General features: G+C 61.5%; 9 protein-coding genes and 1 pseudogene. 8 read left to right on the forward strand and 2 right to left on the reverse strand.

Annotated elements, in window-relative coordinates; translation table 11 throughout:
* The first annotated feature begins 41 nt into the window (after window positions 1-41).
* From ACO06F_RS08335 to ACO06F_RS08345, 3 genes and pseudogenes are all read left to right on the forward strand, one after another.
* Window positions 42-1,201 (forward strand): annotated as a pseudogene (locus ACO06F_RS08335) (acyl-CoA dehydrogenase family protein).
* A gap of 93 nt (window positions 1,202-1,294) precedes the next feature.
* On the forward strand, window positions 1,295-3,331 hold the full coding sequence (locus tag ACO06F_RS08340; RefSeq protein WP_421696226.1) for an FAD-dependent oxidoreductase: 2,037 nt from the start codon (window positions 1,295-1,297) through the stop codon (window positions 3,329-3,331).
* 64 nt (window positions 3,332-3,395) lie between these two features.
* Window positions 3,396-4,343, forward strand: a complete 948-nt coding sequence (locus ACO06F_RS08345) for an acetamidase/formamidase family protein (RefSeq protein ID WP_421696227.1) — start codon at window positions 3,396-3,398, stop codon at window positions 4,341-4,343.
* Window positions 4,344-4,346: 3 nt separating this feature from the next.
* On the opposite strand, the gene ACO06F_RS08350 is transcribed toward ACO06F_RS08345, so the two are convergent.
* On the reverse strand, window positions 4,347-5,336 hold the full coding sequence (locus ACO06F_RS08350; RefSeq protein ID WP_421696228.1) for a LysR family transcriptional regulator: 990 nt from the start codon (window positions 5,334-5,336) through the stop codon (window positions 4,347-4,349).
* 122 nt (window positions 5,337-5,458) lie between these two features.
* On the opposite strand from ACO06F_RS08350, the gene ACO06F_RS08355 reads away from it, so the two are divergent.
* The 5 genes from ACO06F_RS08355 to ACO06F_RS08375 are packed head-to-tail and all read left to right on the forward strand — an operon-like array spanning window position 5,459 to window position 13,819.
* Window positions 5,459-6,943, forward strand: coding sequence for a trimethylamine methyltransferase family protein (locus tag ACO06F_RS08355; RefSeq protein WP_421696229.1), 1,485 nt, complete (start codon window positions 5,459-5,461; stop codon window positions 6,941-6,943).
* Entirely contained in the window at window positions 6,943-9,339 is a 2,397-nt protein-coding gene (locus ACO06F_RS08360) for a GcvT family protein (protein WP_421696230.1), read from the forward strand. The genes ACO06F_RS08355 and ACO06F_RS08360 overlap by 1 nt, the downstream gene beginning before the upstream one ends.
* Entirely contained in the window at window positions 9,336-11,741 is a 2,406-nt protein-coding gene (locus ACO06F_RS08365; RefSeq protein WP_421696231.1) for a GcvT family protein, read from the forward strand. Before ACO06F_RS08360 ends, ACO06F_RS08365 begins: the two co-directional genes overlap by 4 nt.
* A gap of 15 nt (window positions 11,742-11,756) precedes the next feature.
* Window positions 11,757-13,067: an aspartate aminotransferase family protein gene (locus ACO06F_RS08370; RefSeq protein ID WP_421696232.1), complete on the forward strand. Its 1,311-nt coding sequence runs from the start codon at window positions 11,757-11,759 to the stop codon at window positions 13,065-13,067.
* Window positions 13,064-13,819 (forward strand): hypothetical protein, encoded by a 756-nt coding sequence (locus ACO06F_RS08375; RefSeq protein ID WP_421696233.1) that lies wholly within the window; start codon window positions 13,064-13,066, stop codon window positions 13,817-13,819. The genes ACO06F_RS08370 and ACO06F_RS08375 overlap by 4 nt, the downstream gene beginning before the upstream one ends.
* A gap of 2 nt (window positions 13,820-13,821) precedes the next feature.
* Here the strand turns inward: ACO06F_RS08375 and ACO06F_RS08380 are convergent, their stop codons facing one another.
* Window positions 13,822-14,421 carry a TetR/AcrR family transcriptional regulator gene (locus ACO06F_RS08380; RefSeq protein WP_421696234.1) on the reverse strand — a complete coding sequence of 200 codons (600 nt, stop codon included), beginning with the start codon at window positions 14,419-14,421 and terminating at the stop codon, window positions 13,822-13,824.
* Window positions 14,422-14,460: the final 39 nt, after the last annotated feature.

Below are 14,460 nucleotides of genomic sequence, written 5' to 3' on the forward strand. Positions count from 1 at the left end.
GGTAACTTGGCTGTGTCACACGTCCCACGCAGGAGCAGCAAATGGCCGGCGCGCAGGAGACCTATCCGGAAATCCGGCAGGCAGTGGCAAAGCTCTGTGCCCGCTTTCCCGGTGGCTATTGGCGCGCCCTCGACGAGGGCATGTCCTACCCGACCGAATTCGTGCAGGCGCTGACAGACGCAGGCTGGCTGTCTGTGCTGATACCGGAAGAGTTTGGCGGTTCGGGACTTCCCCTGTCCGCCGCGGCAGCGATCCTTGAGGAGGTGCAGCGCGCGGGTTGCAATGGCGCTGCCTGCCATGCCCAGATGTATACGATGGGGCTTCTGCTGCGGCACGGTTCAGACCTGCAAAAGCAGACTTACCTTCCCGGCATTGCCGCCGGAAAATTGCGGCTCCAGGCCTTTGCCGTGACGGAGCCTGGTTCCGGAAGTGATACGGGCGCGCTAAAGACGACGGCGCGGCGAGAGGGCGCAGAGTGGGTGATCCGCGGCCAGAAAATATGGACGAGCCGCGCCGAACATTCCGACCTCATGCTGCTGCTGGCGCGGACGACGCCGCTCGCAGACGGACAGAAGCGGACCGACGGGCTTTCAGTGATCCTGATTGACATGCGGCAGGCGAAAGACAAGGGACTCTCCATCCGCCCGATCCGGACGATGATGAACCATGCGGCGACGGAGGTGTTCTTTGACGATCTCCGCGTTCCAGCCGAAAACCTGATCGGCGATGAGGGCAAGGGTTTCCGCTACATGCTCTCGGGCATGAATGCAGAGCGCATCCTGATCGCGGCGGAATGCGTGGGCGATGCAAGTGGTTTCTGGAGAGAGCCGTTTCTTATGCGAAGGAACGGACGGTCTTCGGCCGGGCCATCGGTCAAAATCAGGGCATTCAGTTTCCGCTGGCACGGGCCTATGCCAACATGCGGGCCGCAGAATTGATGGTGCGTGAAGCAATCGCTCTCTATGAGGCCGGCCAGAACCCTGGTGCTGAAGCAAACATGGCGAAGATGCTGGCGGCGGACGCCAGCTCAGAGGCCGCGAATGCCTGCATCCAGACCCATGGCGGGTTCGGCTTTGCCGCCGAATTCGACATTGAGCGCAAGTTCCGCGAGACGCGGCTCTATCAGGTTGCGCCAATTTCCACCAATCTCATCCTGTCCTATCTGGCTGAGCATGTGCTGGGCCTGCCGCGCAGCTATTGATGCAAGCCCGGATAGAACCGGCAAACCGCCTTTCCGGTGTTGCCGCGGCACGCAATGAGATATAGCCGGGCTGCACCAGCCAAGAGGCCTTTCATGTCCAACGATCCGCTGCTCCAGCCCTATCAACTGAAGCATTTGACGCTTCGCAACCGGATCATGACCACGAGCCACGAACCGGCATATCCCGAGGACGGGATGCCGAAGGATCGTTACCGGCTCTACCATCTGGAGCGGGCCAAGGCGGGGGTGGCCCTGACCATGACTGCGGGCTCCGCAGCGGTTTCGAAAGACAGTCCGCCGGTGTTCAACAACATCCTTGCCTATAAGGACGAGGTCGTCGGCTGGATGAAGCGGCTGACGGATGAGTGCCACGCGGCGGGCGCTGCCGTCATGATTCAGCTCACCCACCTCGGGCGCCGCACCCGATGGGACAAGGGCGACTGGCTGCCCGTGCTCGGTGCGGGCCCTGCAAGGGAGCCTTCCCACCGCGCCTTCCCGAAAGTGATCGAGGACTGGGACATCGCCCGCATCATCGAGGACTATGCCGATGCTGCGGAGCGCATGAAGCACGCCGGGCTCGATGGGGTGGAGTTCGAATGCTACGGCCACCTGATGGACCAGTTCATGAGCCCCCTCACCAATACGCTGGCCAATCCCTATGGCGGGAGCTTTGACAACCGGATCCGCTTCGCCATGGATGTGCTGGACGCCTGCCGGAAACGGGTGGGCCCCCAGTTTCTGCTCGGCGTGCGCTATACGGCGGATGAAGAGGAAAGGGGCGGCATCACGGTCAACGAAGGGGTGGAGATGGCGCGCCGCTTCAAAAGCTCCGGCCTCGTCGACTTCGTCAACATCATCCGCGGCCGCATTCACACCGATCCGGCGATGACGGACGTCATTCCGATCCAGGGCATGCGTTCAGCTCCGCATCTCGACTTTGCAGGCATGATCCGCAAAGAGGTGGGACTCCCAACATTTCATGCCGCGCGCATTCCCGATGTGCCGACGGCACGCCATGCCATTGCCTCAGGTCAGCTCGACATGGTTGGAATGACGCGCGCCCACATGGCGGACCCGCACATCGTGCGGAAGATCATGGAGGGGCGCGAACATGACATCAGGCCCTGCGTGGGGGCGACCTACTGCCTCGATCGCATTTATCAGGGTGGCATGGCGCTCTGCCTGCACAACCCGGCCACAGGGCGCGAGGAAACGATGCCCCACACCATTGCACCGGCCCGGGACCGGAAACGCATCGTCATCGTCGGTGCCGGTCCTGCAGGCCTCGAAGCCGCACGCGTTGCGGCGGAGCGTGGCCACCACGTGACCGTGTTCGAGGCCGCGGATCGCCCCGGTGGACAGGTTCGCCTCACCGCAATGACCAAGCGCCGGGCCGAAATGATCGGCATCATCGACTGGCGCATGGCGCAGTGTGCGGCGCGCGATGTGGACTTCCGCTTCAATAACTATGCCGAAGCGGATGACGTTCTGGCCGAGAAGCCGGATGCCGTCATCATCGCCACCGGTGGGTTACCGGAAAAGGACGTGCTTGAAAGCGGTAATGACCTCACCGTTTCTGCCTGGGACATTCTGTCGGGCGATGTGAAGCCGGGTGCCAATGTGCTGCTCTATGACGATGCGGGAGACCACGCCGCGCTTCAGGCGGCACAACTCCTGGCGGATGCCGGATCGACGGTCGAAGTGATGACACCGGACAGGAGCTTTGCACCGGAGGTGATGGCGATGAACCTCGTTCCTTACATGCGTGAGCTGCAAACGAAGCCGGTGACCTTCACCGTCACCTACCGCCTGCTTGCAGCGGAGCGTGACGGCAATCAGTTGAAGGCGGTCGTCGGATCCGACTATCTCGCCCAACTCAGGCAGGAGCGCCATGTCGACCAGATTGTCGTGAACCACGGCACGCAGCCCCTGGCGGATCTTTATTTTGCGCTGAAGCCAAAATCGGAAAATCTTGGCGCGGTCGACTATGATGCGCTGATTGAAGGCAGCCCCCAGACGATCAACGGCGGGCCCAAGGGCTTCCGCCTCTACCGAATCGGCGACGCCGTTTCCTCCCGCAATACCCATGCGGCAATCTATGACGCGCTGCGGCTCATGAAAGACATTTGAGCCCTGGTTGATTGACGGGTGGGGACACTTCGGCTGTGATGCGCCACCAATTGACGGGGGCACCATGTACAAGCACATCTGCAATCACACGATCCACGATCACCAGTGCCACTTCGGCTGGAGCCGTGACAATCCGCCGGTGGTGACAATCGCTCCCGGAGAGACCGTCGCTTTCCATCCGGTCGATTCCTCAGGCGGGCAGCTCAACGCCAGATCAACGCTTGCTGATCTGGGAAGGCTCGATTTTGCCAAGGTCAATCCGGTCGCAGGTCCCGTCTACATTGATGGCGCGGAGCCTGGTGATGCCATCAAGGTGACTCTTCTGGATTTTGCACCATCGGGATGGGGATGGACGGCGAATATTCCGGGCTTCGGACTTCTTGCCGACCAGTTCAAAGATCCGGCACTTCACATCTGGACATATGATGCCCGGTCGATGAGCCCCGCAATGTTCGGTCCGGGCGGCCGCGTGCCGCTCAAGCCCTTCTGCGGGACGATCGGGCTGGCGCCGTCGGAGCCCGGAACGCATTCCGTCGTGCCGCCACGCCGCATGGGTGGCAACATGGACATCCGCGACATGGCAGCGGGAACCGAACTTTATCTGCCTGTCGAAGTTGCGGGCGGGTTGTTCAGCGTGGGTGATACGCATGCGTGCCAGGGCGATGGCGAGGTCTGTGGCACGGCAATCGAAAGTCCCTGCTCGGTGGCGGCGAAGTTTGAACTTGTGAAGCAGGCCAATCTGGCCTTCCCGCGCTTCACGACACCTGGCCCCGTCTCCCGCCATCTCGATGCCAAGGGCTATGAAGCAACAACGGGCATCGGACCTGACCTGATGGAGAGTGCCCGGGCGGCCGTCTCCCAGATGATTGATCTGCTCTCCAGCCGCTACAACATGAACCCCGTGGATGCCTATATGCTGTGCAGCGTATGCGGCGACCTGCGGATCAGCGAGATCGTCGATATGCCGAACTGGGTGGTGTCCTTCTATTTCCCCCGCATCGTGTTCGAGTGACGTTCAGGCGGCTCCGTCTAAAAGGGTAAGGGCCGCCAATCCCACGTCACCCATCTGCGCACCCACCTGCTCAACCAGCTTGGTGCGCGAGAGTTCAGCGACGTGAGAGGGAAACCTCCCCAGTTCCTTCTCGCGCGACACCACAGTTAGCGTGCGTGTAAGGCGGGCGGCGGGAAGCGGCATCACCTTCATCGGCATGCGCTCCACGAAACCGTCTATCAACAAAGATGGCGTGAGCAAGGTAAAGCCCATGCCGTTGCATACGCAGGCGGTTACCATCGAGGACCGGTCGGCCTGAATCACCTGCTGAGGGTCGAGGCGCAAGCGCCGGAGATGCTGGGTAATCTGGCGGCCCACGCTGGTTGTGTCAGCAAAGCGGATGAGGGGAAGTCTGGTCTGCAGTGCATTAAGGCTGTCGACAGGGCCACGATACTTCTCCGGCACGACCAGAAGAAAGGCTTCCTGCAAGATCGGGTGCCGTTCGAGCCCATCCATATCGTAGAAGGGATTGGACGTTATCGCCAGGTCGGCCTTTCGGGTGCGCAGCAGGTTTTCATGATCTCCGCTCTGGCCTGCGTGCAACGTCACGTCGCGCACGCCGAAGCCCTTCTTTGCCAGCGCAACGAGCCCGGGTGTCAGCGTGGTGGCGATGGAGGCTAGTATGCCCAGTCTCAGCACGCTGATGGGTGTAGGTCCCTGATGCCGCATCTCTGACTCGAAATCACCCACGACGTTCAGTATGCGCGCTGCGTGGCGGTGCAGCAGCGTCCCGGCCTGGGTGAGACGCGCGGGCCTGACCGACCGGTCAAACAGCGTAACGCCATAGTTACTCTCGAGGGAGGCTATCTGCTGGGATGCTGCAGACTGGGTCATCCCCAGCATGCGGGCCGCCGCTGTCATCTGCCCGGTTTCGGCAACGGCGGTAAAGACTTCCATGGCCTTCAGCAGGTTGGAGCCGGATTGGGCGGATGTCTTGTGCAGGGATTTCTTCATGGCAGCACCATTAGAAGTCCTAATGCTGCATGCCGTCAATTGAGTTTTGTGCAGGTCGGGCGATAGTTGCATCAATGACACGCCCAGTCTCAAAGCGCCGCAACCGCACTGCTGGTTTAAACATGAGCTCGGAAGGGCCACGCGCGCCCTATATCTCCCGCCAGCTTGAGACGTACAGCGTACTGAGCAATGAAGGCTTGGAGCTCATCGAGCACAATGCCGATACCATTCTGCGGGAAACCGGGATGGAGTTCCACGGCGATCCCGAAATCCTCGATATCTTCCGCGAGGCGGGCTGCGATGTTCAGGACACGCGGGTTCGCTTCGAACGGGGCTTCTGCCGCAAGACGATTCAGGCCACGGCCCCTTCACATTTCATGCAGCATGCGCGCAACCCGGCGAACAGCGTGAAGCTCGGCGGCAATGCCACGGTCCTTTGCCCCTCCTGGGGACCTCCCTTTGTGCATGACCTGGACCGCGGACGCAGATATGCCTCTCATGTGGATTTCGTGGAGCTGGTGAAGCTCCATCAAACCATACCGTGGCTGCATCATTCGGGCGGCGTGGTGTGCGAGCCTGTTGACCTGCCGGCCAACAAGCGCCACCTCGACATGCTCTATGCCCATATCCGATGGTCAGACAGAGCCTTCATGGGCGCCTTCATCGGGGCAGAACGCGCTGGCCATGCTATCGACATGGCGCGGATCCTGTTCGGCCCGGATGACATTGCGGAAAGGCCAGTCCTCTATTGTGTGTCGAACACCAACGCGCCCCTCGTCCTTGATGCCAATATGTCGGGTGCACTTAAAACCTATGCGCGCGCGGGGCAGCCCGTGGCCTGCACCCCCTGGGTTCTGACGGGAGCCATGAGCCCCACGACAGTTGCCGGAACACTGGCGCAAGTTTTGGCAGAGGCGACGGCCTGCCTCGCTCTGGTGCAGCTCATCAAGCCAGGTGCGCCCTGCCTGATGGGGAGCTTCGCGTCCACCATGTCCATGCAGTCAGGGGCACCCACATTCGGGACCCCCGAGGCCGGGCTGATGGTGCTGGCGGCGGGCCAGCTTGCCCGGCGGCTCGGCGTCCCCCTTCACACAGTGGGTACGCTATCTGCCTCAAAGCTTCCTGATGCGCAGAGCCAGCAGGAGGCGACCTGGGGGCTCATGATGTCACTCTTCGGTGGCGCCAATCTCATCAACCACGCCACCGGCTGGCTGGAAGGCGGGCTTGTCACATCCTATGAAAAGACGATGCTCGATGCGGACCTCTGCGCCAAGCTTGCCCGCTTTTTTGAGGGGATTGACCTGAGCGAGAATGCCCAGGCCATGTCGGCCATTGCAGAGACGGGCCCCGGCCAGCACTTCTTGGGGAGCACGCATACGCGACTCAACTTCATGTCAGCCTTGTTCCGGCCATTGACGCCCGACAACAATTCCTTCGAGCAATGGCAGGCCGAAGGCGGCAAGGACGCCGCGACGCGGGCCAATGCATTGTGGAAGAAGCAGCTCGAACATTATGACGATCCTGGCCTCGACCCAGCGATAGACGAGGCGCTTCAAGAATACATCGCAAAGGTAAAGTCCTCCATGCCGGATGTGAATTACTTCTGATGCCAGAAATCATCATCATTGGCGGCGGTGCTGTGGGGCTGAGCATTGCCTATCACCTCGGCAAGAAGGGAGCGCAAGACGTTGTGCTTCTCGAGCGCAACCAGCTCACCTCCGGTACGAGCTGGCATGCGGCTGGAATTGTGGGGCCGCTCCGCGCCACCGCCAGCATGACCAGGCTCGCGTCACACGCGCTCCATCTCTTTCCACTGCTGGAGTCCGAAACGGGGATGAGCACGGGCTATCGCCGCACCGGTGGATATTGGCTGGCGCGCGTTCCCGAGCGCATGGACGAACTGAAGCGCATTCACGCTGTGGGCCGCCACATGGGCCTCACGCCTTCCATCGTCACCCCGGGGGATGTTGCCGTTCCGCAGCTCGCCCTGCAAGATCACGTCGGCGCGCTGATGGTACCGGAGGATGCGAATGTCAACCCGGTGGACCTCTGCATGGCCTATGCGCGGGCAGCGCGGACTCACGGCATCAGTCTCCGCGAACATGCGGGTGTGGCGCGCATTCTGGTCAGGGACGGGCGGGTGATCGGCGTGGAAATGGCAGATGGCAGCGCACTTGCGGCAGAGAAGATCGTACTCTGCGCCGGAGCGTGGTCCAAACGGCTGGCAGACGACGTTGGCGTGGCTCTTCCGTTGCAAGCGGTCGAGCACATGTACATCGTCACCGAACCAATGCCCGGCCTTCCCAATCCCTTTCCGGTGGTTCGCGATCTCGACACGGGGATCTATGTGAAGGGCGATGCCGGACGGCTGGTCATCGGCGGCTTCGAACCCAATGCGAAGCCCTGGAACGCTTATGGTCCCGAGGGCGACCGTGCTTTTCTCGAAATGCCGGAGGACTGGGATCAGTTCGGGCCGTTCATGGAAGCCGCTCTGGCGCTCATTCCGCAGCTTGCCGAAACGGGCATCCAGCGGTTCATGAATGGTCCGGAGAGCTTTACGGCAGATACACGGCCCTACATCGGCGAGACGCCCGAAATCGATGGTTTGTTCGTTGCGGCTGGTATGAACTCTGTCGGCATCATGAGTTCGGCCGGCATTGGAGACGTGATGGCCGACTGGCTCATGACCAGAGCTGAGCCACGTGACCTGTGGGGAGTCGATATCGCACGTGCCGACACGCGGTCTGCATCGCCAGAGCATCTCAAGGATCGGATGCGCGAGGCGGTGTCGGACCTTTTCGCTGTACACTGGCCATTCAAACAGCCCAGTGCCGGGCGCGATCTCCGCCGGTCTCCTCTGCATGAAGGCTGGGCGGCACAGGGTGCTGTCTTCGGCCTCACCGCCGGGTGGGAACGCGGGCTCTGGTATGCGGCAAATGCCGAAGAGAGAGAGCTCCCCTATTCAACCGCCGGCGTGCAACCATGGCAGCATATCGCCGAGCGCGAGGCCGCCGAAATGGCCGGGGGTGCGGTATTGCTGGACTTAACACCCTTCACCAAGATCGATGTGACCGGGCCCGGCTCGCTTTCATTTCTCAACCATCTCGCAGCAGCTCAAATGGATGTTGCCATCGGCCGCGCGGTCTATACCCCGCTTTTAAACGAGAAGGGCGGGATCGAGGCCGACGTGACCATCACCCGGCTGGAGCCCGAGCGCTTTCGAATCATCTCTGGCGCGGCCACGCGGCGGCGTGATCTTGCTCTCGTACGGCGCTCAGCGGGTAACAAGACCGTTGCGATTGCGGACCGCACGGAAGACTTCTGCATCATCGGAGTCATGGGTGCGGCGGCACGGAGCGTTCTGGCGGCTCTCTCAGCGGACGACTGGAATTCATTTCCATTCAGCACCGCGCGTGCCGTCACAGTTGCTGGCATCGACTGCCTTGCCACGCGCATCTCCTATGTCGGTGAACTGGGCTGGGAACTCACCATCCCCAGCGCCAGCGCGCCTGCCGTCTTTGATGCGCTGATCGCGGCTGGTGTGAAGCCGATGGGCCACTATGCGCTGAATGGCTGCCGCATCGAGAAAGCCTATCGCCACTGGGGATATGACCTCGGCCCCGAAATCACGCCGCTCGAGGCCGGACTGGGCTTCACCATCGACTGGAGCAAAGAGTTCCGCGGCAGAGCCGCACTGGACCTGCAACGACGGCAAGGTCTCTCTCAGCGCCTCATTCTGCTCTCGATCGAAGGAGATCCCCTGATCGTTCATGACGAGCCGGTCTTGGAGAACGGCAAGATCGTGGGTCTCACCACATCAGGAGCAAAGGGCGTTCGCATCGGGCTCACTCTTGCGCTGGCACTCGTGAAGACCGCGCCCGGCGAGACACCGGCACAAACGGCATCGCGGATCTTCGACGTTGATGTTGCGGGAAGAGTCTATCGGGCAGCAGTCTTGTTGAAGCCGCCCTATGACCCGGGCCTCAAGAGGATGATGGCATGACGAACGTGAATGTGGTGATCATCGGCGGCGGCGCCATGGGGTGCTCGCTGCTCTATCACCTGGCGAAGGCGGGCTGGCGCGATATTGTTCTTGTCGAGAAGAACGATCTGACGCATGGCTCCACCTGGCATGCGGCGGGCCTCTGCACGCACTTCGCCCACAACGCCACGATTCAGGAGCTGCGCGCCACCTCCGTTCGCCTCTATCGTGACATTTTGCCGGAAGAGACGGGGGAGAGCTGTGGCTTCCACCGTTCCGGCGCTATGCGCGTCACGCGCAACCCTGACCGCATGGATGAGTTCCGGCACGTTGCCGGCCTTTCGGAATTCACCGGCTACCCGCTGGAAATCCTGACGCGGGAGCGGATTGCCGAACTGCATCCGCTTGCAACACTCGATGGCTTGCTTGGCGGCATCTACGAGCCGGACGACGGCCATGTGGACCCATCGCTTGCGACGAATGCCATGGCCAAGATGGCCCAGCGCCACGGTGCCATCATCCAGCGCTACAATCCGGTTCACGCGATCACGCGCGAGAACGGCCGGTGGATCGTTGAGACGAAGAACGGCACTCTGCGCGCCGTGCACATCGTCAATGCCGCCGGAACCTGGGGGTTTGAAGTCGGCCAGATGATGGGCGTCAATGTTCCGTCAGTGCCGGTGCTGCACCAGTATCTGGTGACTGATACGGTGCCGGCAATTGCCGCGCGGCAGAAATCCGGTGCACCGGAATTGCCGATCATCCGCGATCCGGAAGAGAGCTGGTATTGCCGGCAGGAGCGGGATGGGTTCATCCTCGGTCCCTATGAGAAGCAGGCCCATGTCTGGTCGGTCGATGGCGTGCCGCCGGAGTTCGGCGCGGAATTGATGGCGCCGGATCTGGACCGCGTCGAACACATCATCGAATGGGCGATGGCCCGCGTGCCGGCATTGGCAACAGCCGGCGTCAAAACCGTCGTCAATGGCCCCATCACATTCACTCCAGACGCCAACCCGTTGATCGGGCCTGCCCATGGGGTTCCCAATGCCTGGCTGCTCACGGGCTCATCGATGGGTGTCATGGAGGGTGGCGGTGCGGGCAAGTTCCTGGCGCATTGGATGACATATGGGGCACCGCCAATGGACGCCCTTGCCGTGGACAGCCGCCGCTTTGGTCCTTGGGCGGACCGGACATATCGCGTCGAGAAAGCGATCGAATGCTTTGGACTGCAGTTCGGTGTGCATTTTCCGTTCGAGGAACGTCCCGCTGGCCGAAACATCCGTGTTTCACCGCTGCATGACTTGATGCGGGCGCGCGGCGCCGTCATGGGCTTCGCCCATGGCGCGGAACGGCCCAACTGGTTTTCTTCAGCGCCACATGACGAAACGCGAGACAGCTTCCGCCGCACCAACTGGTTCGAAGCCGTAGCACGCGAGGTGGATGGCGTTCAGCATCGCGTTGCGCTGGCTGACCTCTCCGTTTTCTCCAAGTTCGATGTGTCGGGGCCGGATACCCTGCCCTTTCTTGATGCGCTGGGCGCCAATACACCGCCAAGGGCAGGCCGGATCGGCCTCACCCACGCGCTCACGCCGGCAGGAGGTGTCGCGTCCGAATTCACCGTCACCGTCTTCGCGCCTGATCGCGCCTATCTCAATTCCGCCGCTGCCGCCGAGGAGATGGACCTCGATCTCCTCCACGCCCGGTCGGCGGGCTTCAATGTAGCCCTCCGCAACCGTACCGATGAGATGGCGGTGATCGGCCTCATGGGGCCCCATGCGCCAGACGTGCTGAGAACGCAGATCTCAGCCGGGTCCGAAGCTGCGTTCCCATGGCTTTCCGCGCGGGAGATGGATGTGGCGGGCGTACCGGCCCGGGTGCTGCGCGTGTCCTATGTTGGCGAGCATGGATATGAGTTCCACGTGGAACATTCTTATGCTACGAAATTATTCCTCGCACTTGAGGAGGCTGGGACGTCCTTCGGCATCGGCCTCTACGGCGCCTATGCCGCCAATTCCATGCGCCTGGAGAAGAGCTATCGCGGCTGGGGCATGGACCTCACCACGGAGCGTTCGCCGCTCGAATCGGGGCTCGGCTTTCTCGTGAAGCCCGAAGGGCGGATATTCATCGGGCGCGACGCGATGCTGAACCGGTCCCCCAACTGGGACATGGTGCTGCTCGAGGTCGATACGGAAGATAGCGTAGAGCCCTTTTATTCCCATACCGTTTTCTGCGAGGGCCGGCCGGTGGGAATTGTCACCTCCGGCGCCTTTGGCCACCGTGTTCGCAAATCTCTGGCCCTTGCGTTCCTTCGTGAGCCCGATAAGCGGGAAGGGCTTACCGTGAAGCTCCTGGGGCGTGAACGGCCCGCGCGCATTCTCTCCACCCCGCCCTATGACCCGCAGAACCTGAAGCTCAAAGCCTGACATACGGAGGCTCACATGAAAGACGCCCTGGACATCGACTGGACGGTGGAGGCCACTACCCGCCGCCGCGACACCTATTACGCCGCATCGCAGCGGAAATTCGTGCCCTTCAAAGACCCGATGGTGTTCCGCAAGGGCTCCATGCAATACCTTTGGGATGTGGAGGGCAAAAAATACACCGACCTCCTTGGCATGAATGTCTGCATTTCCGTGGGCCATTCCCACCCAACCGTGGTCAAGGCAGCGATGGACCAGGCGCAGGAACTCACCCACTGCACCACGATGTTCTATCACCCGGTGCCCGCACATTTTGCAGAGGAACTCGCCGCGACCATGCCGAAGGGCCATGAGTGGGTGGTGCATTTCACCAATTCAGGTTCAGAGGCGATCGACCTCGCCATGGTGATGGCACGAACTTATACAGGCAACCTCGACCTCCTGGCGCTCCGCACCGCCTATCACGGGCCAACCTCCGCTGCGCAATCGCTCACCGGCATTGCGGGCTTCCGCCATCCCGGCATGCCGGGCAATGTGTCTTTCGTGGCCGAACCCAACCAGTATCGCGGTGTTTTCGGCCCGGGAACGGAACCCTATCTCGACGAGATCGACCACGTCATCAGGAGTTCAACCACCGGGCGCATTGCCGGGATCTTTGTCGAGAGCGTGCAAGGCTATGGCGGCATCGTGGAGATGCCAAAGGGCTATATGTCGGGTGCGGCCGAACGGGCGCGCGCTGCAGGCGGACTCTATGTGGCGGATGAAGTACAGTCTGGCTTCGGCCGCACGGGTGACCATATGTGGGGCTTCGAGGCCGATGGCGTGGTGCCGGATATCGTGGTGATGGCCAAGGGCATCGGCAATGGCTTTCCCCTGGGAGCGGTGGTCGCGAAGAAGGCCATCGGCGATGTGATGGCCGACAAGTTCATGTTCCATACCTATGGCGCCAATCCGACGAGCTGTGCCGCGGGCCGCGCTGTTCTTCAGGTGATCCGTGAAGAGAAAACGCAAGAGAACGCAAGACTTGTTGGGGGCGCCCTGCTCGCCCGCCTGAAGGACCTACAGCAGCGCCACAAGGCCATTGGAGATGTGCGCGGACGTGGCCTCATGCTCGCCATCGAGATGGTGAAGGACCGCAAGACGAAGGAGCCGGATGCTGCGATCACCGCGGCTGTGTTTGAAAATTGCCGTGAACAGGGCCTCATACTTTCGAAATCAGGCCCGCATCGTTCCGTGTTGCGCATGGTGCCTCCCATGTGCCTGTCCATGGCTGATGTGGAGCAAGTGGCAGAGGGGCTTGATCGCGCCTTCACGGAGGTTACCGCATGAGCTACCCCGTCATCGCGCTGTGGTCCCACCCCCGCTCGATGTCGACGGCGTTCGAGCGGATCATGCGGTCGCGCGGCGATCTTCAGTGCCTGCACGAGCCGTTCATGTATGACTATTATGTGAACCGTTCGACCCGGGAGATGCCGCACTTCCAGGCGATGGAGACTCATCCCAAGAGTTACGAGCAGATCCGCGACATGATCCTCGCCAAGGCGGAGTTGGGCCCGGTGTTCTTCAAGGACATGAGCTATTATGTGGTGCCCCACATCCTCTCCGACGTGGCATTCTTTGATCGCTTGACGCATAGTTTCCTGATCAGGGATCCGCGGGCCTCCATTCTCTCCTATGCAAAGCTCGATCCGGAGATGCTGTGCGATGAAATCGGCATTGAAGCTCAATGGCGGCACGCAGAGGCGGTAATGGCGCGCTCGGGCGAGGCACCCATCGTGGTCAGAAGCGAAGCTGTTCAAGCAGATCCGGAGGGCCAGATGCGGCGCTACTGGCGGGCCGTGGGTCTGGCCGATGCGCCGCAAGCACTGCACTGGAACGATGCGGCCCCGGCTGACTGGCAGCAGGTTCAGGGCTGGCACGGTGACGTGATGGCGAGCAACACGATCCGCCCCATTACCGCGGAGCAACAATCCCGCACCGAGGCTGCCTTCAAGGAATTGATTGCTGCACAGCCGCGATTCGGCGAGTATCTCGCATATCACCTGCCGTTTTATGAGAAGCTGCTCAAGCAGGCTGTATGAGGCTAGACAATCACAGCCGCGAGCGTGCGACGGCAGAGGTCCTTGGCGCGCATGAGCGAGAGCAGACTCTGATCAATGCATTGTTCGAGCCAGAGCCCGTCAACCAGCGAGATCAGGATGGTCGCCACGTCATAGCTGTCCACTGTTACGCCCCGCGCGCGTGCAACGCTGGAAATCGCACGTGCGATCCGTTCCCGGTATAGAGCATAATTCTTCCGATGCTCGAGCTGAAGCGCCGGATTGACAGCAATTTCGCCCCACAGGGCAAGCCAGACATTGAGATAATCCCGGCTGAGGAAAGTGTCGCTGAACATGAGTTCAATCAGGTCATCGAGGCTCGCGGGCGCTTCCTCCGCACGGTCCAGGTTTTCCAGGACCTTGCCGTAGATCGTGGCGTAGATTGCGGCGAGGAGTGCATTTTTCGAACCGAAATGATGCGTGATGAGCCCACGGGACGTTCCAGCTTCCCGGCAGATATTGTCCACCGTGAAGCCTTGAATGCCGCCCTTGGCCAGGCAGGCGATGCTCGCCTCGATCAGGCGCGAGCGGCGCTCATCCGGGGCGATGCGTTCAAACTTTGGAGCAGCTGCTTTCTTCTTCATCTCTCGAAATCAAATCGGGGGCGCGAGAAACTCACGCCC

It is taken from the genome of Aestuariivirga sp. (assembly GCF_965227715.1).
Lineage (GTDB): Bacteria > Pseudomonadota > Alphaproteobacteria > Rhizobiales > Aestuariivirgaceae > Aestuariivirga.